This window comes from Herbidospora daliensis, from assembly GCF_001570585.1.
GTDB lineage: Bacteria > Actinomycetota > Actinomycetes > Streptosporangiales > Streptosporangiaceae > Herbidospora > Herbidospora daliensis.
The window spans coordinates 1,177,737-1,199,705 of sequence record NZ_BBXF01000002.1; the positions used below are offsets into that span (position 1 = coordinate 1,177,737).

Here is a 21,969-nt window from a genome sequence, read left to right on the forward strand (position 1 = left end):
CCGCCCCGGTCGTCTACCGAACCGCAGGTGGAAGGGCATTCATCAGGGAAAGCGCGCGGCGTCCCAATCTGGACAACCCACTTGGCAATATCTCATCTAGCGGGACAAATAAGAGCTAACTAAACTCCCTGACAGATCGGAACGTTCTAAGGCGAACAGTCCGGTTATCGTCAACCAACCGGGGAGGGTTGCAGCCCTTTTGCGCGTCCAATTTCGGACGCTGCCCGGGGGGTGGCGCGATTCCTCCTTGTGCGGTGACGAATCCCCAGCACCCATGGAGGTTTCGTGTCAAGGTTAAGACTGACCGTCGCCACGGCCGCAGCGGTCGGCCTGGTGGCTGCGTTGGTCCCGGCTGGGTCGGCGGTCGCCGATCCCACCCCGACTCCCACGCCCTCGTTCACCGCCGTCCCGCTGACCAACCCCGAGGTGGTCACCGGGGCGAAGTCGCTCACCGGTCAGCTGGCCAAGAGCGACGAGGCGCTGCTCAAGGCGACCTCGACGAAAGCCGTGAACGTCGTCGTCAAGCTCGACTACGACTCGCTCGCCGCCTACAAGGGCGGGGTCAGCGGATACGCCGCGACCAGCCCCAGCGCCACCGGCAAGGGGCTCGACCCCGACAGCGCCGCCGCCGAGAAGTACGTCGAGCACATCGAGGCCGTCGAGAACAAGTTCCTGGCCGCGCTGCCCGGCGAGGTCGCCGGCGCCAAGGTCGGCCAGAAGCTGCGCACCGTCTACGGCGGCGTCGCGCTCACCGTTCCGGAGAACGAGGCCAAGGACCTGCTGAAGCTGCCCGGCGTGGCCGCCGTGCAGCGCGACGGCCTGGAGAAGCCGCTGGCGACCGACGAGAGCGAGGCCATCGACGCCACGCCGGTCTACAACAGCCTCGGCGGTGCGCCGAACTCGGGCAAGGGCGTCATCGTCGGCATCCTCGACTCCGGCCTCTGGCCGGAGCACCCCATGATGGCCGACAGGCCCGGCCTGCCGACGCCCCCGGCCAAGGCCGACGGCACCCCGCGGACCTGCGACTTCGGCGACAACCCGCTGACCCCGGCGGCCGACGTCTTCGTCTGCAACAACAAGCTGATCGGCGGCCAGCCGTTCCTGGACACCTACAACCTCGTGGTCGGCGGCGACGTCTACCCCGACTCGGCGCGTGACTCCAACGGCCACGGCACCCACACCGCCACCACCGCCGCCGGCGGCCCGGTCGCGGACGCCAACCCGCTCGGCATCTCGCGCGGCGCGACCCACGGCATCGCCCCGGCCGCGCACGTCTCCGTCTACAAGGTCTGCGGCGCCGAGGGCTGCTACCAGACCGACTCGGCGGCGGCCGTCGGCCAGGCCATCCTCGACGGCGTCGACGTGATCAACTTCTCGATCTCCGGTGGTGCGAACCCGTACACCGACCCGGTCGAGCTCGCCTTCCTCGACGCCTACGCCGCGGGCGTGTTCGTCGCGGCCTCCGCCGGCAACTCAGGTCCCGGCGCGGCCACGACCGACCACCGCTCCCCGTGGGTGACCACGGTGGCGGCCAACACCCAGAAGCGCACCTTCGAGTCGACCATCACCTTCAGCGGTGGCGGCCCGACCATCAAGGGCGCCTCGATCACCGCCGGCGTCTCCTCCGCCACCCCCGTGGTGCTGGCGTCGGCTCCGCCGTACAGCGACGCGCTCTGCCTCACCCCCGCTCCCGCCGGGCTGTTCACCGGCAAGATCGTGGCCTGTGAGCGCGGCCCGAACCGCGTGCTCAAGGGCTTCAACGTGAAGCAGGGCGGCGCGGCCGGCATGATCCTGTTCAACAGCACGCCGCTCGACATCATGACCGACAACCACTGGTTGCCGACCGTGCACATCGACAAGCCGGCGTCCGACGTCCTGCTCGCTCACCTCGCCGCCTCTCCCGGGGCGACGGCGACCTTCACGCAGGGCGCCAAGACCAACTGGCAGCGCGACGTCATCACGACGTTCTCCTCGCGCGGCCCCGGCGGCGACTTCCTCAAGCCCGACGTCACCGCCCCCGGTCTGCACATCCTCGCCGGTCACACCCCCACGCCCGAGTCGCCGCTGGAGGGCCCGCCCGGGAACCTCTACCAGGTGATCGCCGGCACCTCGATGTCGTCCCCGCACGTCGCGGGCGCGGCGGCGCTGGTGTTCGCGGCCAACCCCGGCTTCACCCCGGGCCAGGTCAAGTCGGCCCTGGAGACCACCGCCCGCACCAACGTCACCAAGCAGGACCGGGTCACCCCGGCCGACCCGTTCGACATGGGCGGCGGCCGCATCGACCTGAGCCAGGCGTACAACTCGGTGCTCACCATCGACGAGACCGCGGCCGACTTCGCGATCTCCGCCGACGACCCGCTGAACCGCATCGACCTGAACATCCCCTCGGTGAACGCGCCCACCATGCCGGGCCAGATCACCACCACCCGTACCGTCAAGAACGTCACGGGCGAAGAGGTCGAGTACACCTCGCGCGGCAAGACCACCACCGCGGGCACGCACATCGACGTCACGCCCGAGCGCTTCACCGTCCCGGCGGGCGGCACCAAGGAGCTGACCATCACGATCAGCGCCCCCGACGTGCCCGACGGCCAGTACTTCGGTGAGATCGACCTCCGCCAGGAGGACGGCAACAAGGACCACCGGATCCCGGTCGCGTTCTACCGCCAGGAGGGCGCGATCCCGGTCGACCAGACCTGCGCCCCGACGACCATCCCGAAGAACGCCGAGACGACCTGCACCGTCACCGTCTCCAACGGCACCCTGAACGACACCGAGGTCACCGCCACCAGCGTGCTCGACGGCCGCCTGCGGCTGAACAGCGTCACCGGCGCGACCCAGGTGAGCAGCCAGGAGGCCACGGTCACCACCACGCTCGACGGCCGCCAGCCCGACGCGCCGGTGATCACTCCGGGCGGTCTGTTCGGCTACATCCCGCTCGACGCGTTCGGCACCGCGCCGGTCCCGGTGGGCGACGAGCAGGCGGTCAACTTCAACGTCCCGGCCTTCCGGTTCGCCGGCCAGACGTTCACCCGGATCGGCATCACGTCCAACGGCTACCTCGTGGCCGGCGGCACCAACGGCTCGGCGGACATCCAGTTCACCCCGCAGACGCTGCCCGACGCCACCCAGCCGAACGGCGTGCTCGCGCCGTTCTGGACCGACCTCGACGGCACCGGCGCCCCCGGCGTCTACGCGACCACGCTGACCGACGGCGTGTCCGACTGGATCGTCGTCGAGTGGCGGGTGAACCTCTACGGCACCAACACGCTGCGCACGTTCCAGACGTGGATCGGCGTCAACGGCGTCGAGGACGTCAGCTTCGCCTACCCGAGCGCCCTGCCCTACCCGGGCCCCGCCTACGGCCTGACCGTGGGCGCGGAGAACTCCGACGGCACCGCCGGCAGCCAGATCCCGGCGGGCACCGGCGTGACCAGCGACTACACCATCGCCAGCACGCCCGGCGCGCCGGGCGAGACGCTGACCTACACGATGAAGGTCAAGGGCGCCATCACCGGCGTCGGCTCGGTCACGACCTCGGTCGTCACCGACCAGGTCAAGGGCGTCACCGTGGAAGTCGACAAGATCACCGTCCAGTAGCACCCGAACGGTGAGCGGGCCCGGCGGTTCTCCGCCGGGCCCGTTCCCGTTCAGCGTGTCAGCACCTCGACCGGACGTCGACCGTCAGCGGCACGCTCTGGGTGTCCGTGCCGTCGGTGGCCTGGAGCTGGGCCGTGTAGACGCCCACTGGCGTCGGCGGGATGCTCACCCCGACGGCCGTCTGGACGGTCCCGCCATGGTTCGAGCCCGGGGGAATCGGGGACGTGCCCGACGTCGTCGAGCCGGGCGGGAGGTTCTGGACGGTCGCGCCGATGGTCGACGACCACGTCCCCTCCACGGAGACGAGGAAGTAGGTCGCGCGGCCGTAGGTCGCGTCGACGCAGATGCGTTGCCCCAGATCACGCAGGGTCCACGTCGCGGCCGACGCGGGGGACGCCGAGGCGGCGAACAGTGCCATGAGCAGACCTGCGGTCAGGGCACGGTGGATCGTTTTCACTGACACCTCCAGGATCGCTTGTGCGGTGCCGGTGATTATTCGAGTTTCAACCATTTACTGGAAGTTCCGCCCGACAGCGGGCCTCCGGACCTCGGAAAAGCCGATGAACGCTTCATCGTAGAGTCCTGGTATGACTTCCACCCGGTATGCACCAAACGGCATGGTTTGCACCATTGACCACCTCGCGTCGGCCGCAGGTCTGGTCGTACTGGAGAAGGGCGGGAGCGCCGCCGACGCGGCGGTGGCGGCGAACGCGGTGCTGGCGGTCACCGCGCCGCACATGTGCGGCCTCGGGGGCGACCTGTTCGCGCTGGTGCACGACGGTTCGGGGGTGCACGCCCTGAACGCCTCGGGCCGCGCCGGCAGCGGCGCCGACCCCGCCCGGCTGCGGGCCGAGGGGCACGACCGCATGCCGCATCTGTACGACATCCGGTCGGTCCCCGTGCCCGGATGCGTCGACGGCTGGCTGGCCCTGCACGGCCGGTTCGGCCGGTTGCCGCTCGCCGAGGTGCTGGCCCCGGCGATCCGCCTGGCGGCCGACGGTTTCCCGGCCTCCGCGCTGCTCGCCCCGGGCGCGGCCTTCATCGGCACCCTCCAGAGTGACTACGCGCACGTGCGGAACGTCGGCGACCCGATCAGGAGACCGGGCGCGGCCCGGGTGCTGGAGGCCGTCGCCGAGACCGGCCGGGCCGGCTTCTACCAGGGCGAATTCGGCCAGGGGCTGCTGAAGCTCGGCGCCGGCGAGTACACCGAGGCCGACCTCGCGCGGGACCAGGCCGACTGGGTGACCCCGCTGTCGGCGACCGTCTTCGGCCATGGCGTGCACACCATGCCGCCGAACTCCCAGGGCTACCTGCTGCTGCTCGCCCTCCAGATCCTGGAGGGCCTCGACCTGCCCGCCGACCCCGCCGACCCGGCCTGGGCCGATCTGCTCATCGGGGCCGCCGTCGCCGCCGGGCACGACCGTCTCGACGTCCTGTACGAGAACGCGCCCGCCCCCCTCGACACCGCCGGGGCCCGCCGGGCGCTGGTCGGCACGCCGGGCCTGACCGCTCCGGCGGCCAAGGGCGACACCACCTATCTCTGCGCCGTCGACGCCGACGGCCTGGGCGTCTCGCTGATCCAGTCGAACGCCGCCGGGTTCGGCAGCCTGCTGTTCGAGCCGTCGACCGGTGTCAACCTGCACAACCGCGGCATCGGCTTCTCCCTGACCGAGGGCCACCCGGCCGAGTACGGCCCCGGCCGCCGCCCGCCGCACACCCTCGCGCCCGCCCTGATCACCCGCCCCGACGGCTCGCTGCGCACCGTCGTCGGCACCATGGGCGGCGACGCCCAGCCGCAGATCCTCCTCCAGCTGGTCACGCGGCTGCTCGTGCACGGGCAGACCCCCGGCGAGATCATCGACGCGCCCCGCTGGGTGCTCGGCGCGGAGACCGGCTTCGATACCTGGCGGAGCGCCGAGCACGTCGTCGAGGTCGAGCACGGCGCGCCCTGGCAGGCCGGGCTGGCCGAACGGGGACACCGGACCGTCGCGGAGAACTACGGCGACGGGTTCGGCCACGCCCACCTGATCGACGTGCTGCCCTCGGGCGTGCTGGCGGGGGCGGCCGACCCCCGGGCGAAGATCGGTGCTGCTCTCGGGCGGTGATCGGTCAAGTGACGTGTGGGACCGGTGAGACGACGGGAGACAGCGGTCGGAGGGTCCGCCCACGGGACCCCTGACCTTTGGGAGCAACTGTGCTCAAGTCGTCTTTCGTCGCCCTCGCCGTGCTCGCCGGCGCCCTCGTCACGGCGTCGCCCGCCGTCGCGGTGGACGCCGCCACGTGCCAGGCCGCCGAGCGGGCCGGGGCGTCGGCCGTGCCGATCACCGGCAGGGCCGTCGACCCGGTCCACTTCCAGATGGAGACGTACGACCGGCGGAAGTTCGTCATCGAGCTGACCGACCAGGCGAAGATCGACCACGCCCGCAGGATCCTCAAGGGCGAGGAGAAGGACAAAATCCACGTCATGGGCCGCATCAAGAAGCGCGCGGCGCCGTACAACCCCGGGTGGAGCTTCCATCTCGACCCGACCACGATCATGTTCTTCCAGCATGCGATCGAGGTCTGCGACGCGAACACGTCCTACGTCGAGGACCACCTCGACGAGGCGTGCGGCGCGTTCCTGCCCGGCTGCTTCTGGTGCCCGTGGTCGTCGCGGCTGGTCGCCGAGGTGCCTTCGGTGAAGAAACAGGGATGATCCGTGGGGCTCGTGGCGTTCGCGTTGAGGACGTCACGAAACCCCCGTACATGGAGAATCCGCACATGGCCGACCAGGCGACCACGACCCTGCGCTCCACCTTCGACGAACTCGCCGCCCAGGTCCGCGCCTTCGCGCCGGAGGACCTCGTCCGTCAGTCGGGGGCGTCCGACTGGGACGTCTCCCAGGTGCTCAGCCACCTCGGCAGCGGCGCCGAGATCAACCTGGCCGCCCTCGAAGGCGCGCTGAAGGGCGCCGGCTCTCCGGACGGCGACACGATCCGCGCCATCTGGGCCCGCTGGGACGCCATGACCCCCGCCGAGCGCGCGAACGCCTTCCTCGACGCCAACGAGAACCACATCTCGCGACTGGAGGGCCTCGACCCGGCGACCCGCGAGAGCCTGCGCATCGCCCTGTGGTTCCCGAGCGAGCCGCTCGACGTGGAGACCTTCGCCAAGTTCCGGCTGAACGAACTGGCCCTGCACACCTGGGACGTCCAGGTCGCCTTCGACCCGGCCGCCGGGTTGCGCCCCGACGCCACCGACATCCTGCTCGACCGGGTCGGCGGCCTGCTCGGCTGGGCCGCCAAGCCCGACCGGCTCGGCCGCGCGGCCACCCTGGCCGTCCACGTGAGCGCGCCCGAGCGGTCGTTCGGCCTGGCGATCGGGGAGCAGGCCGAGATCGTGGACGTCCCGGCCGAGCCCGACGCGACGCTCACCGCCCCCGCCGAGTGGTGGTTGCGGCTGGTGACCGGGCGGCACGCGCCCGAGCACACCCCGCCGGTCGTCGAACTCACCGGTTCGATCACTTTGGCCGAACTGCGAGCGGTTTTTCCCGGCTTCTAATCATTAGAACGGGCCGGCGAAACTTGTGACACCTGTGACTCCACTGCCAGGATGGCCCAGGTGGAGATCAAACATGTGGCGGTCACGCTGCTTCTGGCCGCCAGTGGAGTTTTGGTCGCCGGCCCGGCGCACGCCGCCGCGCCGACCGGACCCGGGATGGTGAAATGCCCGCCCGCGACGAAGACCGTGGGCACCGCGAGCCAACTCAAGATCGCGCTGGCCAAGGCCCGCGCGGGTGACGTGATCAAGTTGCGGCCCGGTCTCTACCGGGGCAATTTCGTGGCCCGGAAATCGGGCACGAAGAGCCGCCCCATTTTCGTCTGCGGCACCGCCGCCTCCGTCATCGAAGGCGGCGGCCCGAAGGGCGGCTACGGTTTCCACATCGACAAGGGGAACTACTGGCGGCTGGTCGGTTTCACCGTCAGGAACAGCCAGAAAGGCGTGATGGCCGACCGCAGCCACGGTTCGGTCATCCAGTCGCTGACCGTGCACTCCATCGGCGACGAGGCCATTCATCTGCGCGATTTCAGCACCAAGAACATCGTCCAGTACAACCGCATCTACAACACGGGCCTGCGTAAGCCGAAATTCGGCGAAGGCGTCTACATCGGCACCGCCGAGTCGAACTGGAAGAAGTACACCGGCGGCCGGATGGACCGCAGCGACGGCAACTGGGTGCGCGGAAACGAGATCAAGTCGACCGCCGAGGCGATCGACGTCAAAGAGGGCACCAGCGGCGGCTGGATCGTCGGCAACACATTCGACGGCTCCGCACTGGTGAACGACGGCACCAACGATTCCTGGGTCGACGTCAAGGGCAACGGCTACGTCATCGAGAACAACCGCGGCCGGAGAACCCCGCTCGACGGATTCCAGACCCACGAGATCGTCGACGGATGGGGAACCGGAAACGTCTTCCGGAAGAACGTCATCAATCTTTCCGGCGCGAAGGGCGTCGGGATCAACGACACCGTCGGCGGAAACACCATCAAGTGTGACAACAAGGTGACCGGTGGGCCACTCCTCAAAAAGGGTGCATGTTCGTAATTGACACTTACGATCGGGTTCGGGAGGTCGCATGAACCTGATCGAAGTGGAAGTCCCGGACTTCCGGGGCATGCAGGCACTCAACGCATGGCTGGTGGGTCACGACGCGGGCGTTCTCCTGATCGGCCCGTCCCCCGATGGCCCCGAATCGGTCATGCACGGCATCGTGACCAGACAGGAACCACTCCCCGGCGCCAGGGTGTCGCGCTGGGACACCGTGAGGGTGTGGATGAGAGACGGCGGTGGCGGCTCGGCGGGAGTCCGCGAACCGCGCACCCCGAAACCACCGGTCGGCGGGCTGGCGGAGGAACTACCGGACCACTGAGGCGACGATGACGGGGAGCCGCCCTTCGGGGGCGGCTCCCCGTCGGCCGTCAGCCCAGGCCGTCGTAGTAGGGCTTCATCGCGGGGTAGTAGTCGGCGAAGTCGGGCTCGGGGGTCCCTTCGCGCGAGGCCACCAGGCGGTCGAGGTAGAACTCCCAGCCCGGCCCGACCTCACCGGCGCTCGCCGGGTCGATGCGATGGTGGACGAACAGCAGCTCGGTCACGCCGTCGGTCTCGGTGACGGTCAGCTCCACGTGCCAGGCGCCGTACTCGTCGAGCGACGAGAGGGCCAGCCGCCGGGGCGGCTCGCACGCCTCGACGCGCATGTCGGTCCAGGGCGCGCCCTCCTCGGCCACGAGCTGCACCTGGATCATCGGGTCGGCGTCGCCCCGCCAGGGGCCGAACCAGCGGGCGGTGCGCTCCGATTCGGTGACGCTCGCCCACACGTCGGCGGCGGACGCCTTGAAGGTGCGGGTCAGATGGAGGTCGGCGCCGAAAAGCCGGCCGGTCGGATTCACGCGGTCTCCCTGTCGTCACGGTTTTCACGGTTGTCGCGGTGGTCACGACGGGTCCGGGCGACCTCGGTCTCGAGGGCGTCGAGGCGCTGTTCCCAGCCCGCGGGGGTCATCAGGGCCGACAACCATCGGTGCAGGTCGGCGAGGCCGTCGGGATTGAGCGAGTAGTAGCGGTGCCGGCCGGACAGATCGTCGGTGACCAGCCCGCTCTCCCGGAGCACCCGCAGGTGCCGGCTGACGGCGGGCCGGCTGACGGGGAAACGCGCGGCGATCTCACCGGCGGTGAGCCTCTCGTCGCGCACCATACGCAGAATCGCCCGTCTGATCGGGTCGGCGATCGCCTCCGCGGCCTGGTCCATGGGTAAAGCGTAACCCACAGGTTACGCGTTCACATAATGCCCGCTGACGGGGTAGGGGACCGGCATGGTTCGGACATTCGGTGTCGAAGAAGAGTTCCTGCTGGTCGACGGGGTCACCGGAGAACCCGCCCCCGAGGTCGAGAAGGTGCTGGCCGACGTCGGCCCCCATCCCGGCGACGGCGGGACCTTCAGCGCGGAGTTGTTCCAGACCCAGGTCGAGGCGGCGTCGGGCGTCTGCACCACCCTCCCCGAACTGCGCGACCAGCTGACGGGCGCCCGCACGCGCCTGGCCGAGGCCGCCCACGCCCACGGCCTGCGCCTGCTGTCGGTCGGCACCCCCGTGCTGCCCGGCTCCACCCCGCCCGTCTCCGAGGGCGACCGCTACGCCGACATCGTGCAGACCCACCGCGCGACGATCAGCGACTACCAGTGCTGCGGCTGCCACGTCCACGTGGGCGTGCCCGACCGCGACACGGGCGTGGCCGTGCTGAACCACGTGCGCCCGTGGTTGCCCACACTCGTGGCTTTGGGGGCCAATTCCCCGTACGACCGGGGCCGCGACTCCGGCTACGCGAGCTGGCGCGTCGCCGAACAGCTCAGGTTCCCCGGAGCCGGCCTGCCGCCCCACTTCGCCGACCCGTCCGACTACGACGAGACCGTCGCCCGCCTGGTCGAAGGCGGCGTCCTGGTCGACACCGCCATGACCTTCTGGCTGGCCCGCCTGGGCGTACGCACCCCCACCGTCGAGATCCGCGCCGCCGACGCCTCCGCCACCGTCGACGACGCCCTCCTCCAGGCGATGCTGACCAGAGCCCTGGTCGCCACCTCACTGACCGAACTCGCGGCCGGCCGCGAGGCCCCCGACCTGCCCGAGCCCGTCGCCACGGCGGCGCTGTTCAACGCGGCCCGCAACGGCCTCACCGGGGCAGGCATCTGCCCGGCCGAGGGCCACGAGGTCGCGGCGACGGAACTGCTCGACCGGCTGCTGCGGCACGTGAGCGACACCCTGGAGGAGTCGGGCGACCTCGGCGAGACCCGGCGGCTACTGGAGTGGATCAGCCGGACGGGCACGGGCACCGACCGGCAACGACGGGCGGCGGGACGGGGGGCGAAGGCGGTGGTCGAAATGCTGGCCGCGCAGACTACGCCTTCGGCGGATACCTGATCTCCACCTCGGTCATCTTCGTGTGGATCGCGTCGATCAGGTCGACGCCCAGGATGTCGGCCAGCCGGATCAGGTAGGTCGCCACGTCGGCCATCTCCGACTTCACCCGGCCCAGTTCCTCCCCGTCGAGCGACGCCGACTCCTCCGGGGTCAGCCACTGGAACTCGGCGAGCAGTTCCCCCGCCTCGCCCGCCAGCGCCATCGCCAGGTTCTTCGGCGTGTGGAAGGACTCCCAGTCGCGGGCCGCCGCGAAGGCGCGCAGCCGGGCCGCCACCTGTTCGATCTCCGTCACGCCACCAGGCTAGGGCCGGTCGGAATCGGGCCAGACATAGGGGAGATCGTCGGGTTCGTCGCCGAACAGCGGGCGGTAGAAGGACGGGTCCTTGCGCAGCAGGGCCGACCGGTGGCTCAGGTGGAAGCCGGGGTCGCCGAGCCACGGCGGCAGCTCGCCGGCCTCGGCCAGGGCGGCCTGGCTGCGGATGGCGCCGATCTCGGTGAAGCGGGCGAGGTCGCTGCGCAGGGTGGCGGCGCAGGTGTCGGCGCGGCCGGTCGAGCACCAGCGGTCGCAGATCTCCAGGCCGTAGCGGACCAGCGCCTCCTCATAACCGCGCCACATCTTGGCGGCCGGGTGGTGCCGCCAGCCGTAGTCGTCGATGGAGGTCGCGCGGAGGACCTGGATGGCCTCGACGCGCTGTTTGCCCAGGCGGCGGGCGTCCAGGACCTCGGCGGTCGCGGTGAAGTCGGCGTAGGGCAGGAAGGTCTGCACCGGGTTCACGCTAGGACGAGATGAGTAGGGGGCTACTCAAGCGCGCCGGGCGGAGTGCGCCGACCATGGCGGCATGGCCAAGAAAAGGGTTGGCGAGATCCGCATCAGCAAGCGGATCGTACGAATCGCGCACGAGGTGTACCCGCTGGCGAACATCTCCCGGGTGCGGACGATGCGGGTCGTCTACAAGGGGCGGCTCTCCACCTTCTATCCGCTCGGCCAGCTCGTCGTCGTGGCGGCGCTGGCGGCCGCGGCGTCGTTCGTGGCCGAGGAGGTGCTGCCCGAGGCGCGGGAGTACCTGCCCACCGTGCTCGCCGTGGCCGGGGTCTGGGGCGGTCTGCTGGCGTTGTGGTTCCTCTACCGGCTGATCTTCCGGCGGACCAGGTACTCGCTGGTGATCGAGACGGCCGGGACGCAGTACACCGCCCTGTGGGGCACCGACCTCGACGAGCTCCGCCACATCGAGGGCCTGATCGTGGCGGCCATCGAGGATCCCCCGGCCACGGAGGAGCGCTACACGTTCAACAACGCCTTCTACGTTGGCAACACCTTCGCGCGGGACACCTTCAACGTCAGCGGCGGCGGCCGCGCGACCGTCAACAACTAGGAGCCGGAGATGGGCGACACCTACTACGGTCGCGACACCTTCAACGTGCACGACCAGGGCAACGTGACCGTCAACAACGGCTCGGTCGACGTGACCGCGGCGGCGGCCGAGTTGCGGGCGCTGATCGCGGAGCTCCGCCGGGCCGGGGCCATCGCCCCCGACGGGTCGGTCGCCGACCCGGGGGCGGTGGTGGCGGCCGTACAGGAGCAGCCGGGACGGCTGAGGGCGCTCGCGGCGGCGGTCGCGGGCGGCGCGAAGGACGCGGTGTTGTCGCTCGTGCAGGGCGGCGTGGCCTCGCTGATCGTGGGGCTGGTGTCGACGTCTACGGGGTAGCGCGGTAGAGGGCGGCGGTCTCGGCGGCCAGGCGGGCCACCTCGTCGCGCAGCTCGCGGGGTTCGAGCACCTCGACCGACGGCCCCTGCGACAGGAAGTGGCGGGCCGCCTTCTGGATCGACTCGATGGGTACGGTCTGCTCGGCGCCGTCGCGCCGGATCACGGCCTCGCCCTGCTGGAGGAAGGCGTGGAAACGTTCCTGGTGGTCGCGCCAGTAGGCCGGGAGGTCGAAGTCGCCGGGCACCTCGAATTCCTCCTCGGAGATGCGCAGGGCGAGGATCTGGTCGACGCGGTAGGTGCGCGGGCCCGGCCCCGCCACGAGATACCAGCGGCCGGCCTTCAGCACGAGCCCGTACGGTTCCAGCTCCCGGTCGACCTCCTCGGGCGCCTTCCACCTGCGGTACCGCACGTGGAGCAGGCGGCCGCGCCAGACGGCGTCGGCGACCGCGCCGAGGAACGGCACGGAGGTGTCCTTGGCGTACCAGCCGGGGGCGTCGAGGTGGAAGCGGGCCCGCAGGCGGTCGGCCTGGGCGCGCAGGTCGGGCGGCAGGGCGGCGCGCAGTTTGAGCTGGGCGCCGGCCAGCGCCTCGCCCATGCCGAGTTCGCCCGCCGGGCCGGGCAGGCCCGACAGGAACAGCGCCTCGGCCTCGGCCGGGTTCAGGCCGGTGAGGTGGGTGCGGTAGCCCGCGACCAGCTGGTAGCCGCCCTGGTGGCCGGCGTCGCCGTAGATCGGGACGCCCGCGGCGTGCAGCGCCTCGACGTCGCGGTAGACGGTGCGCACCGAGACGTCGAGCTCCTCGGCGAGCTGGGCGGCGGTGCGGCGGCCCTTCGTCTGGAGCAGCAGGACCGTCGCGAGCAGTCGGCTCGACTTCACTGACACACCTTGGCAGTGGAGTCCCCCTATCGTCCAGGCATGGCTTTCGCGGAGAAGATCCTCACCGTGCCGCCGCCGATCGAGGTCGGTGGACGCCACGTCAAGCGCTACCACGTGGGCTCGCCGGAACCCCACGTGGAGAAGGCCGCCTACGCCCTGCTGCCCGACCTGCTGCCCGAACCCGACGGCACCCCGCCGGCCTCGTTCGTGGTGCTGCACCGGGGCGGCGACACCGGCGCCTATCTGAACGTCTACTCCTGGGCCTGGGACAACGCGCTGCGTTTCACCGGCGCGGCCGGGGGCCAGCCGTTCCTCGGCTGCCCCGACGACGACCCGGCCCACTTCGTGCGGCTGGCCCCCGACTTCATCGGCTGCGTCTTCGAGCTGCCGCCGATCACCCACGAACGCGACGCCTGGGTGCGGCACGTGCTCGCCCCCGAACGGCCCGATCTGGCCGCCTACCTGACCGACTCGCTCCCCGAAGGGATGACCGGATGACCGGCTTCGACTTCCTCATCGGCGACTGGACCGTCGCCAACCGCCGCCGCCTGAACTACGTCGACCCCGGCAGCGAATGGGAGGAGTTCACCGGCCACTCCACCTGCCGCCCGCTGTTCGACGGCGGGGCCAACATCGAGGAGATGGTCTGCCCGACCTTCACCGGCATCACGCTGCGGCTGTTCGACGTCGAGAAGAAGGAGTGGTCCCTCTACTGGTCGAACTCCAAGTACGGCGTGCTCCAGCCGCCGGTCGTCGGCACCTTCACCGACGGCGTGGGCGAGTTCTTCGGCACCGACCTCTACGCCGACGAGGAGATCCACGCCCGGTTCATCTGGAACGCCATCACCCCCGAGTCGGCCCACTGGGAGCAGGCGTTCTCCCAGGACGGCGGTCAGACCTGGCTGACCAACTGGACGATGGACTTCACCCGCCGCTGAGCGGGTATGGGCCAGTTCGTGACTGAGGTTCGTGAACTGCGGCTCGTCGTGACGGCCGAGAACTACGAGGAGGCCCTGCACTTCTACCGCGACGTGCTCGGCCTCCCCGAGATCGCCGACTTCTCCTCCGACGACGGAAGGGTCCGCCTGCTGTCGGCGGGCCGGGCCACCGTCGAGATCGTCGACGTCCGGCAGGCGCAGTTCATCGACCGCGTCGAGGTCGGCCGCAGGGTGGCCGGGCACATCAGGGTCGCCCTGGAGGTGCCCGACGCCGAGTCGACGGCGGCGCTGCTGGAGGAGCACGGCGCCGACGTCCTCGCACCCGCGACCCGAACCCCGTGGAACTCGCTCAACGCCCGGCTGACCGCCCCCGACGGGCTGCAACTCACCCTGTTCGAGGAGCTCGAATGAAGGCTGTCAGCCAGGACGTCCTGGGCGGACCCGACGTCCTGCACACCATCGACCTGCCCACACCGGTTCCCGGGCCGACCGAGGTGCTGGTCCGGGTGCACGCCGCCGGGCTCAACCCGACCGACTGGAAACACCGCGCGACCGGCTACCTGATCGGCGCACCGCCGTTCGTCCTGGGCTGGGACGTCTCGGGCGTCGTCGAGGCGGTCGGCAGGGGGGTGGCCATCCACAAACCAGGCGACGAGGTCTTCGGCATGCTGCGCTACCCCGTCGGCCACGGCGGCTTCGCCGAGTACGTCGCCGCGCCCGCCCGCACCTTCGCGCCCAAACCGGCCGTGCTCGACCACGTCCAGGCCGCGGCGGTGCCGCTGGCCGGGCTGACCGCCTGGCAGGCGCTGGTCGACGTCGCCAAGGTCCGCGAGGGCGGCGAGGTGCTGGTGCACGCGGCGGCCGGCGGCGTCGGGCACATGGCGGTGCAGATCGCCAAGGCCCGCGGGGCCTACGTCTACGGCACCGCCAGCGCCGGCAAACACGACTTCCTGCGCCACCTCGGCGTCGACGAGGTGATCGACTACCGGTCGACCGACTTCACCACCGCCTGCGACGGGCTCGACGCCGTGATCGACACCATCGGCGGCGACTACGGGCCGCGTTCGCTCACAGTGCTGCGGCCAGGGGGCGTCCTCGTCTCACTGGTCGCCTCCATGGAGGTCGCCGGCCTGCGGGAACAGGCCGACGAGCAGGGCGTGCGGGTCGAGTCGATGATCTGCGAACCCGACCTGTCGGCGCTGAAGAGCCTCGCCGCGCTGATCGAGGCCGGGCGGCTGCGGGTCGCGGTCGCGGCGGTCTTCCCCCTGGACGAGCTCGGCAAGGCCATGGAACTCGGCGAAGCGGGCCGCACCACCGGGAAGATCGTTCTCACCGTGCCCTGATCTGGCGCGTGACGACTCCAGGGCCGACACTGGCGGCATGGTCACCCAGACGTCCACCCGGCGGCCGGAACTCGATCTGATCCGGACCGCCGTGGTCTTCGGGCTGATCTTCGCCCACGCGGCGCTGGTGTTCGACGCCGAAGACGACTTCTACGTGAAGAACGCCGACACCACCTCGGTCACCATGATCCTCGCCGGCTTCGTCATCATCTGGGCGATGCCGCTGCTCTTCCTCGTCTCGGGCGTGGCGGCCTTCTACTCGCTGCGCAAACGCGGCGCGGGCGGCTTCGCGAAAGACCGGTTACTCCGCCTCGGCCTGCCGCTCGTCGCCGCCGTCGTGACGATCGTGCCGATCCCGCAGTGGATCAGGTCCGGGGCGACCGGGAGCTACTGGGCGTTCCTGCCGGAGTTCTTCGACGTCCGCCTCGACCTCGCCGACTTCCCCTTCGTGCTCGACGGCGAGCACTTCGAGGTCGGCCACCTGTGGTTCGTGGTCATGCTGATCGTCTGGTCGCTCGTGCTCGCCGCGACCGCGCGCTGGATCCCGGCCGACTACGGCTTCCTGGCGCGCCGGGGGTTCGTCCTGCTGCCCTTCGTACCGATCGCGCTCGTCTGCGTGTTCGCCGGCCTGGAGCAGCAGTTCGCGGCCTGGAGCCGGTGGGCCTACCTGCTGTTCTTCCTGTACGGCTACATCGTCGCCGCCGACGACCGGCTGAGGGCGGCCATGCGACGAGACGCCCCGCTCGCCGCCCTGATCGGCGCGGTCCTCTTCCCCGTGGGGGCGATCGGCTTCCTGCTCGTCCCCGGCGACCCGCTGACCGACATGGCGCCGGCCCACGTCGCCGCCCGCGCCCTCTACGGCGCGGCCTCCTGGTGCATCTGCGTGGCCATCCTGGGGTTCCTCGACCGGCGCACCTGGCCAGAAGAGGGCGGCTACCTGATGGCCGCCGCCCTGTTCGTCTACATCGTCCACCAGCCCGTCGTGGTGGCGACCGCCTTCTACGTGGTCCGGTGGCCGGCGCCGATCCCGGTCAAGTACGCCGCCATCGTCGCGGTGTCGTTCGCGGTGACGCTGGCGGCGTACGAGATCGTGCGGCGCATCCCCTACCTGCGGGAGCTGTTCGGGGCGGGTCAGGCCGGGCGGGCGTAGAACGCGATGTGCTCGTAGGTCCAGCCGCCGGCGACGGCCGCGTCGCGGGCCTGCGGGCCGACGACGTAGGTGTGGTAGGCGCCCTTCCTGAGGCGGTAGACGGCGATCGTGCCCGGGGTGTTCTGGTTGACGGCGTAGAACGTGACGCCCTCGTAGACGTAGCCCGAGCGGTTCACCGCGTTGTCGCGCTCGACGGTGCTGCGGGCGAACAGGCGGTCGCCCGAGGTCGGGTGGACCAGCCGGTGGATGGGCGCCAGGCCGTTGCCCGCCCGGCCGGAGACGAGCAGCGTCACGCCCTCGTCGGCGTAGCCGTACCGGGCCACGGCCTTGTCGGCCTCGCCTCTGCTGAGGGTCAGCAGCGTGTGGCCCTGGGTGGGGTGCGTGACGACGTGCAGGGGCCTGCGCAGCAGTTCGAGCACGGGCGCGAGCGTCTGCGACGGCGAGGGGGTCGGCGTGGGAGTCGGGGACTTCGACGGCGTGACCGACGGACTGGCGCTCGGGGATGCGGTCGGCGATTTCGTGGGCGTGACCGACGGGGAGGGCGTCGGCGTGGGGGTCGTGGTGGGCGGCGGGGGAGTGGTCTCGACGCTCGGGCCGCGCAGGGCGCCCAGGGGGACCTTCTTGCCCGCGTCGACGCCGATCGCGGCGGCGACGTCCTCGGGCAGCGGGGCGCCGGCCGTGGCCGCGGGGGAGCCCGACTTCAGCTTGTAGCCGTCGCCGTTGAAGTAGCCCTCCGTGCCCTCCTGGTAGTGGGCGTTGCTCTCGCGGCCCGTCGACTTGAGCTGCGTCAGGCTGGTGAACGACTGGTCGTTGCCGGCCGGGACGGCCCACTTCGCCACCTGCGAGGCGGTCGTCGGGCGGTAGTAGCCGTTGTTGTCCATCTGCCCGGCGGGGATCATCTTCGCCGCGCCGACCCGCTTGCCCGACGACGCGCTGTTGGCGTCGACCGTGTCGACGAGCGCGCCGCCGCCCGAGCGGCCGGAGAAGATGTTGTTGATCAGGGTCACATCGGCGGTGTCCCAGGTCACCCCGCGTGCCACCGCTTCGGGAGCGGGGCAGTTGTCGGCGTTGCAGCGGTCCAGGTGCGGGCGGGGGTCCTCGGCGACCTGGATCGGGGAGGCGTTGTCGGCCATGGTGTTGTTGTAGACGCGGACCTTGTTCGAGCCGCTGATCTTGAGCCCGAACTGCCCGTTCCCGGCCAGCAGGTTCGAGGCGATCAGGCCGCGCGAGGACACCTCGTAGTACATGCCGTGCTTGGCGTTGCCCCGGGCCACGTTCCGGACCAGCCGCACGTTCTCGCACGACAGGTCGCACCAGAACCCCGCGCCCTGGTTGCCGTCGAACACGTTGTCGCGGATGTTGGCGTTGACGAGGAAGGTCGCCTTCATGCCGGCCCCGGCGAGGCTGGAGACCGCGACCAGGCCGATCTTCTCGGTGTTGTTGCCCGAGACGACGTTGCCGTACATGGTCAGGTTGGCGGCCTTGTGGGAGCTGATCCCGGTGAAGCCGTTGGCGGTGATCGTGTTCCCGGTCAGCCGCATGTCGCTGGCGAGCACCGAGACCCCGGCCGCCGCGTTGAGGGTGACCGTGTTGTCCTCCAGCGTGACGCCCCTGGCCTGCGAGATGATCGCGGCCGGCTTCTTGCGGTAGTCCTGGCTGGTCGCGTAGTGGGCGAAGCCGAGGCCGCGCAGCACCGAGTTCTCCGAGCCGGGCAGGAAGTGCACGGCGTAGGCGATGGAGGCCAGTTCGACCCGGGCCCGCGCGGGGTCGCTGCCGAGGTAGACCGAGCCCCGGCCGTCCCAGAAGAAGGTGCCGGCGGTGACGGCGGCGCGAGAGGTCACCTGCTGGAGCGGCTTGCCGCCGTAGAAGGCCATCTCGGGGTCGCCGCCGATGACGTTGCCCGAGGTGATGTCGGGCGGGTACACGCAGTCGGCCCGGCAGATATTGGGGTTCCATCCGTCGAGACGCCAGGCGGCGCCGTCGCGGACGAACTTCGCGGCCGGGATGTCGGTGCTGCCCTTGAACCAGGCCTGCTCCCCGGGCGCCGACTGGATCGTCACCGGCTTGGCGATGCTGCCCAGGGACTCCCGGTACTCGCCGCCGCGGAGGACGATCGTCGTCATCACCCCGCCCTTGGCGCGCTTGAGGGCGGCGGCGACGGTACGCAGCGGCGCGCTCTCCGTTCCCGGGTTGGCGTCGTCACCCGAGCTCGCCGACACGTGGACCGCGTCGGAGGCGGGCGGGGCCGCGATCGCCTGAGTGGCCACGTCGACTCCGATCGCGCCCCCGACGGCAAGCGAACAGATGACGAATCTTCTATAACGAAGAGGCATAGGCCCTTTCATACCGAGAGGGTCGTGATCGTGTACACAGAAGTTACAAAAACGGCCTGAGTCCCTCAGGTCACAGAGAATCCCTGTATTAACGAGGATTAACCGAGCCGTGCGCGACGATCTTCTCCGGGCCGTAATGGCCGCTGCCAGCACTTTTTCCGAGGCCGGTCGGGACCTTTACCTCGACTTCCATCCCGACATCCGGCGCTGGTCGCCGATCACCGATCTCGTGGGGCGGGTGCGCCTCGGGGTTTCGTACACCCTGCCCGACGGCCGTGAACTGGTCTGTGAGGTGCGGCTCCGCCCCGACGGGCCCGGTTGGGCCGTCGACGGGACGGTCGACCTCGACGGCGAGGAGTTACTTCTGTTACCCGAAGGGCCGGTGGACCTGCTCGGCCACTACACCGAGCAGGTGCTCGAACCGGCCCGCCGGCACCTCGACGAGGCGCTCAGAGGGCTCGCAAACCCTGGATGACCTCGCGCAGGATGCGCTCCTCCGGCAGCTGGGCCACGGTGGCCTGCGGCCGGGCGGTGATGAGGTTGCGGTCGCGCAGGCCGCTCAGCAGGATCCTGACCACGTTCAGCGACAGGCCCACGTCCGAGGCGAGGTCGGCGACCGACGCGGGCGACTGGCAGATCCGGACGATCCGGAGCTCCTCGGGGGTGAGCCCCCCGAGCGGCGCTCCCGGCACCGCCCGGATGATCGTCATCAGCTCGAACTCCGGCCCGGTCGGCCGGGTCCGCCCCCGGGTGAGGGTGAACGGGCGCAGCAGAGGCGGTTCGTCACTCACGTCTTGTCTTCCTCCGCTCGGCGCCAACCGGCCTGGAAGGAAGAGTACAAGTCGGGCTTGCCCTGTTCCTCCCGCAGTTGCGGCGCCATGTTCGCCTGCTTGACCCGCCGGGGCAGGTTCGTCTCGGCCGTCGCCTTGGCCCCGTGCCGCCCGGACACCGGCGCCAGGATCGGCGCCTCCGACGGCTGGGCCGGCACCAGGCGCTCGGCCGCCGCGATCTCCTCGGGCTCGGGCATGACCACGAGCTCGACCGGGATCAGCACGATGGCCGTGGTGCCGCCGTACGGCGAGGGCCGCAGGTTGACGGTGATGTCGTGCCGCTTGGCCAGCCGTCCGACGACGAACAGGCCGAGGCGGTCGCTGTCGGCGAGGTCGAACTCCGGCGGGTCGGCCAGCCGCTCGTTGATGGCGGCCATCTCCTCGGAGTTCAGCCCGAGCCCCCGGTCCTCGATCTCCAGGACGAACCCGCGCGCCGCCAGGTCGCCGTGGACGGTGACCCGGGTGTGCGGCGGGGAGAAGATCGTCGCGTTCTCGACGAGCTCGGCGATCAGGTGGATGGCGTCGGTGACGGCCGGGCCGACCAGCTTGGCGTGGAGCGGCACGTTCACGTCGACCCGCAGGTAGTCCTCCACCTCCTCGACCGAGGCGCGGACCACGTCGAACAGGGCGACCGGCTCGCGCCAGCCCCGGCCCGGGACCGCGCCCGACAGGATGATCAGGCCCTCGGCGTGCCGGCGCATGCGGGTGGTCAGGTGGTCGAGGCCGAACAGCTGCTCCAGCAGGTTCGGGTCGTCGGTCTGGCGCTCCAGGCCGTCGAGGATGCCGAGTTGCCGGTGCAACAGCGATTGGTTTCTGCGGGCCAGGTTGAGGAACACCTTGTTGACGCCCTGCCGGAGCTGCGCCTGGCCGACCGCCGCTTGGACGGCGGTCGACTGCACCGAGGTGAAGGCGTTGGTGACCGTGGCGACCTCGGCGGTGTTGCCGGGCACCTCGACCGGCGGGGTCTCGGCCCTGACGTCGACGTCGTCGCCTCGGCTGAGCCGCCGCACGATGTCGGGCAGCCGCCGGTCCGACAGGTCGACGGCCGCGTTCTGCAGCGCGCCCAGTTCGGCGGAGATCCGGCGGCCGAACCTGACCGACACCAGCAGCGTGACCACCAGGGCGATCAGGCCGACGCCGGCGAGCACGCCGAGGCGGATCAGCACGTTCATGACGGCCGGCTGCATGCGGTTGCCGATCTCGACGCTGGCCTGGCCGCCCAGCTTGTCGAGGGTGATCGAGAGCGCCTCGGCGGTGGCCTGCCAGCGGCCCGCCTCGGGCGGCAGCGGCCCGTCGGCCCGGACCTTGTCGCGGACGGCCCCTTCGAGCTTCACGAAGTCGAGGTAGGCCGGGGACCCGTTGAGCTTCACGTACGGGTCGCGCATCGAGCCTTCGAGGCCGGAGAAGCCGAGGCTGTAGAGGACGGAGCGCTTGGCGGCCATGTCGACGAAGACGGCCTGCTCGCGGTCGCTCATCCGGCCGACGCCCAGGGTGCCGGCCAGCAGCGCCGACTGCTGGCTGACGATCTCGCGGGCCCGGCCGACCATGACGACGGCCTTCGTCTGGTCGATCAGGTCGAGGTCGGGGGCGATCATCATGCGGTCGTACACCTGCCAGCCGACCTCGGCGATCTCGCTGTACTGCGTGAGCGCGTCGAGCCGGCCGATCTCGCGGTTCTCCACCTGGCTGCGCAGCGCGTCGAGCCGGTCGAGCTGCCGGAGCAGTTCCTGTACGCGGTCCCAGAGCGCCGGCGGGGCGGACTCGCGCCCGGCGACCGCGTGCCCGGCCAGGCCGGCCGCGATCTCGTCGGTGCGCTTCTGCTGGGCGTCGAGGTCGGCGTGGAAGGTGGAGTTGCCTCCGAGGTAGGTGACCGACATCAGGCGCTCGTGTTGTAACTCGGTCAGCACGGCGCGTGACGGGAGGACGATGTGCTCGTACACCCTCCCGACCCGGAGGTATTCCCGGCCGGATGTGAGGGTGATAGCCGCGGTCAACGCCCAGACGACCGCGAGAGCGGTGACGGGCGCGAGCAAGACCGCGAAGATCTTGAACCGGATGGAGCGTTTGCGGCCAGCCATGAGACCTCAGCAAGAGGGCGAACACATGCGTTAATAGTGGCGAAACAATAGCAACGCGTGAGCTGTGGAACTAGGTGGCGTTCGCAACGAAATGGGGGCTATTCGGGGTTGACGCCGATTTGCGGATTTTGTCAATCGCGCCGCCGGTCCGACGATGACGCTCCGTC

Annotated in this window: 24 protein-coding genes; 15 read left to right on the top strand and 9 right to left on the bottom strand. The window is 70.5% G+C overall.

The window, feature by feature from the left end; genetic code table 11:
* Positions 1–285: 285 nt before the first annotated feature.
* The gene (locus AW274_RS11905; protein WP_198169143.1) at positions 286–3,600 is read left to right on the top strand and encodes a S8 family serine peptidase; all 3,315 of its coding nucleotides are present in this window, start codon (positions 286–288) and stop codon (positions 3,598–3,600) included.
* A 58-nt stretch (positions 3,601–3,658) separates the two neighbouring features.
* Here the strand turns inward: AW274_RS11905 and AW274_RS11910 are convergent, their stop codons facing one another.
* Positions 3,659–4,057: a DUF5980 family protein gene (locus tag AW274_RS11910; RefSeq protein ID WP_157520034.1), complete on the bottom strand. Its 399-nt coding sequence runs from the start codon at positions 4,055–4,057 to the stop codon at positions 3,659–3,661.
* 160 nt (positions 4,058–4,217) lie between these two features.
* Between AW274_RS11910 and AW274_RS11915 the strand changes: the two genes are divergently transcribed.
* The 5 genes from AW274_RS11915 to AW274_RS11935 all read left to right on the top strand — a co-directional run bounded on the left by AW274_RS11915 (position 4,218) and on the right by AW274_RS11935 (position 8,512).
* Entirely contained in the window at positions 4,218–5,705 is a 1,488-nt protein-coding gene (locus tag AW274_RS11915) for a gamma-glutamyltransferase family protein (protein WP_232320083.1), read from the top strand.
* 89 nt (positions 5,706–5,794) lie between these two features.
* Positions 5,795–6,295, top strand: a complete 501-nt coding sequence (locus tag AW274_RS11920) for a BP74-related protein (RefSeq protein ID WP_232320084.1) — start codon at positions 5,795–5,797, stop codon at positions 6,293–6,295.
* A gap of 65 nt (positions 6,296–6,360) precedes the next feature.
* The gene (locus AW274_RS11925; RefSeq protein WP_062431069.1) at positions 6,361–7,140 is read left to right on the top strand and encodes a maleylpyruvate isomerase family mycothiol-dependent enzyme; all 780 of its coding nucleotides are present in this window, start codon (positions 6,361–6,363) and stop codon (positions 7,138–7,140) included.
* 60 nt (positions 7,141–7,200) lie between these two features.
* Positions 7,201–8,187: a right-handed parallel beta-helix repeat-containing protein gene (locus AW274_RS11930; RefSeq protein WP_198169144.1), complete on the top strand. Its 987-nt coding sequence runs from the start codon at positions 7,201–7,203 to the stop codon at positions 8,185–8,187.
* A 31-nt stretch (positions 8,188–8,218) separates the two neighbouring features.
* Positions 8,219–8,512 (top strand): PASTA domain-containing protein, encoded by a 294-nt coding sequence (locus AW274_RS11935; protein ID WP_062431070.1) that lies wholly within the window; start codon positions 8,219–8,221, stop codon positions 8,510–8,512.
* 49 nt (positions 8,513–8,561) lie between these two features.
* On the opposite strand, the gene AW274_RS11940 is transcribed toward AW274_RS11935, so the two are convergent.
* Both AW274_RS11940 and AW274_RS11945 read right to left on the bottom strand, forming a co-directional pair.
* Complete coding sequence (locus AW274_RS11940; RefSeq protein ID WP_062431071.1) at positions 8,562–9,029, bottom strand: SRPBCC family protein; 468 nt, start codon at positions 9,027–9,029, stop codon at positions 8,562–8,564.
* Entirely contained in the window at positions 9,026–9,385 is a 360-nt protein-coding gene (locus AW274_RS11945) for a metalloregulator ArsR/SmtB family transcription factor (protein WP_062431072.1), read from the bottom strand. Before AW274_RS11945 ends, AW274_RS11940 begins: the two co-directional genes overlap by 4 nt.
* Positions 9,386–9,449: 64 nt before the next feature.
* Between AW274_RS11945 and AW274_RS11950 the strand changes: the two genes are divergently transcribed.
* Positions 9,450–10,550 (top strand): carboxylate-amine ligase, encoded by a 1,101-nt coding sequence (locus AW274_RS11950; RefSeq protein ID WP_062431073.1) that lies wholly within the window; start codon positions 9,450–9,452, stop codon positions 10,548–10,550.
* Here AW274_RS11950 and AW274_RS11955 read toward each other — a convergent pair.
* Both AW274_RS11955 and AW274_RS11960 read right to left on the bottom strand, forming a co-directional pair.
* A complete protein-coding gene (locus AW274_RS11955; RefSeq protein WP_062431074.1) occupies positions 10,528–10,842 on the bottom strand; it encodes a nucleotide pyrophosphohydrolase in 315 nt (104 codons plus the stop codon). The two genes, AW274_RS11950 and AW274_RS11955, sit on opposite strands and share 23 nt — an antisense overlap.
* Before the next feature lie 9 nt (positions 10,843–10,851).
* Positions 10,852–11,325 (bottom strand): MSMEG_6728 family protein, encoded by a 474-nt coding sequence (locus tag AW274_RS11960; RefSeq protein WP_232320085.1) that lies wholly within the window; start codon positions 11,323–11,325, stop codon positions 10,852–10,854.
* 64 nt (positions 11,326–11,389) lie between these two features.
* Between AW274_RS11960 and AW274_RS11965 the strand changes: the two genes are divergently transcribed.
* Together AW274_RS11965 and AW274_RS11970 are read left to right on the top strand one after the other, a co-directional pair.
* Complete coding sequence (locus AW274_RS11965) at positions 11,390–11,923, top strand: DUF6232 family protein (protein ID WP_062431075.1); 534 nt, start codon at positions 11,390–11,392, stop codon at positions 11,921–11,923.
* Positions 11,924–11,932: 9 nt separating this feature from the next.
* Complete coding sequence (locus AW274_RS11970; protein ID WP_062431076.1) at positions 11,933–12,256, top strand: hypothetical protein; 324 nt, start codon at positions 11,933–11,935, stop codon at positions 12,254–12,256.
* Here the strand turns inward: AW274_RS11970 and AW274_RS11975 are convergent.
* Complete coding sequence (locus AW274_RS11975) at positions 12,246–13,130, bottom strand: helix-turn-helix transcriptional regulator (protein ID WP_062431077.1); 885 nt, start codon at positions 13,128–13,130, stop codon at positions 12,246–12,248. The genes AW274_RS11970 and AW274_RS11975 overlap by 11 nt on opposite strands.
* Positions 13,131–13,169: 39 nt before the next feature.
* On the opposite strand from AW274_RS11975, the gene AW274_RS11980 reads away from it, so the two are divergent.
* The 5 genes from AW274_RS11980 to AW274_RS12000 are packed head-to-tail and all read left to right on the top strand — an operon-like array spanning position 13,170 to position 16,561.
* Positions 13,170–13,628, top strand: coding sequence for a hypothetical protein (locus tag AW274_RS11980; protein WP_062431078.1), 459 nt, complete (start codon positions 13,170–13,172; stop codon positions 13,626–13,628).
* The gene (locus AW274_RS11985) at positions 13,625–14,068 is read left to right on the top strand and encodes a hypothetical protein (protein ID WP_062431079.1); all 444 of its coding nucleotides are present in this window, start codon (positions 13,625–13,627) and stop codon (positions 14,066–14,068) included. The genes AW274_RS11980 and AW274_RS11985 overlap by 4 nt, the downstream gene beginning before the upstream one ends.
* Positions 14,069–14,086: 18 nt before the next feature.
* On the top strand, positions 14,087–14,479 hold the full coding sequence (locus AW274_RS11990) for a VOC family protein (RefSeq protein WP_062431939.1): 393 nt from the start codon (positions 14,087–14,089) through the stop codon (positions 14,477–14,479).
* Positions 14,476–15,411, top strand: coding sequence for an NADP-dependent oxidoreductase (locus tag AW274_RS11995; protein ID WP_062431080.1), 936 nt, complete (start codon positions 14,476–14,478; stop codon positions 15,409–15,411). Before AW274_RS11990 ends, AW274_RS11995 begins: the two co-directional genes overlap by 4 nt.
* A 37-nt stretch (positions 15,412–15,448) precedes the next feature.
* Complete coding sequence (locus tag AW274_RS12000; RefSeq protein ID WP_062431081.1) at positions 15,449–16,561, top strand: acyltransferase family protein; 1,113 nt, start codon at positions 15,449–15,451, stop codon at positions 16,559–16,561.
* Here the strand turns inward: AW274_RS12000 and AW274_RS12005 are convergent.
* A complete protein-coding gene (locus AW274_RS12005; protein WP_062431082.1) occupies positions 16,543–18,828 on the bottom strand; it encodes a right-handed parallel beta-helix repeat-containing protein in 2,286 nt (761 codons plus the stop codon). The genes AW274_RS12000 and AW274_RS12005 overlap by 19 nt on opposite strands.
* A gap of 175 nt (positions 18,829–19,003) precedes the next feature.
* Between AW274_RS12005 and AW274_RS12010 the strand changes: the two genes are divergently transcribed.
* Complete coding sequence (locus tag AW274_RS12010) at positions 19,004–19,369, top strand: hypothetical protein (protein WP_062431083.1); 366 nt, start codon at positions 19,004–19,006, stop codon at positions 19,367–19,369.
* On the opposite strand, the gene AW274_RS12015 is transcribed toward AW274_RS12010, so the two are convergent.
* The gene (locus AW274_RS12015) at positions 19,344–19,685 is read right to left on the bottom strand and encodes a DUF742 domain-containing protein (RefSeq protein ID WP_062431084.1); all 342 of its coding nucleotides are present in this window, start codon (positions 19,683–19,685) and stop codon (positions 19,344–19,346) included. The two genes, AW274_RS12010 and AW274_RS12015, sit on opposite strands and share 26 nt — an antisense overlap.
* Positions 19,682–21,802, bottom strand: coding sequence for a sensor histidine kinase (locus AW274_RS12020; protein WP_062431085.1), 2,121 nt, complete (start codon positions 21,800–21,802; stop codon positions 19,682–19,684). Before AW274_RS12020 ends, AW274_RS12015 begins: the two co-directional genes overlap by 4 nt.
* Positions 21,803–21,969: the final 167 nt, after the last annotated feature.

What these genes read in the sequence shown, in the direction of transcription:
- AW274_RS11925 (WP_062431069.1), top strand. Translation starts at nt 6,361, where the DNA reads ATGGCCGACCAGGCGACCACGACCCTGCGCTCCACCTTCGACGAACTC.
- AW274_RS11965 (WP_062431075.1), top strand. Translation starts at nt 11,390, where the DNA reads ATGGCCAAGAAAAGGGTTGGCGAGATCCGCATCAGCAAGCGGATCGTA.
- AW274_RS11950 (WP_062431073.1), top strand. Translation starts at nt 9,450, where the DNA reads ATGGTTCGGACATTCGGTGTCGAAGAAGAGTTCCTGCTGGTCGACGGG.
- AW274_RS12000 (WP_062431081.1), top strand. Translation starts at nt 15,449, where the DNA reads ATGGTCACCCAGACGTCCACCCGGCGGCCGGAACTCGATCTGATCCGG.
- AW274_RS12020 (WP_062431085.1), bottom strand. Translation starts at nt 21,802, where the DNA reads ATGGCTGGCCGCAAACGCTCCATCCGGTTCAAGATCTTCGCGGTCTTG.
- AW274_RS11945 (WP_062431072.1), bottom strand. Translation starts at nt 9,385, where the DNA reads ATGGACCAGGCCGCGGAGGCGATCGCCGACCCGATCAGACGGGCGATT.
- AW274_RS11995 (WP_062431080.1), top strand. Translation starts at nt 14,476, where the DNA reads ATGAAGGCTGTCAGCCAGGACGTCCTGGGCGGACCCGACGTCCTGCAC.
- AW274_RS11970 (WP_062431076.1), top strand. Translation starts at nt 11,933, where the DNA reads ATGGGCGACACCTACTACGGTCGCGACACCTTCAACGTGCACGACCAG.
- AW274_RS11980 (WP_062431078.1), top strand. Translation starts at nt 13,170, where the DNA reads ATGGCTTTCGCGGAGAAGATCCTCACCGTGCCGCCGCCGATCGAGGTC.
- AW274_RS11915 (WP_232320083.1), top strand. Translation starts at nt 4,218, where the DNA reads ATGGTTTGCACCATTGACCACCTCGCGTCGGCCGCAGGTCTGGTCGTA.
- AW274_RS11935 (WP_062431070.1), top strand. Translation starts at nt 8,219, where the DNA reads ATGAACCTGATCGAAGTGGAAGTCCCGGACTTCCGGGGCATGCAGGCA.
- AW274_RS11985 (WP_062431079.1), top strand. Translation starts at nt 13,625, where the DNA reads ATGACCGGCTTCGACTTCCTCATCGGCGACTGGACCGTCGCCAACCGC.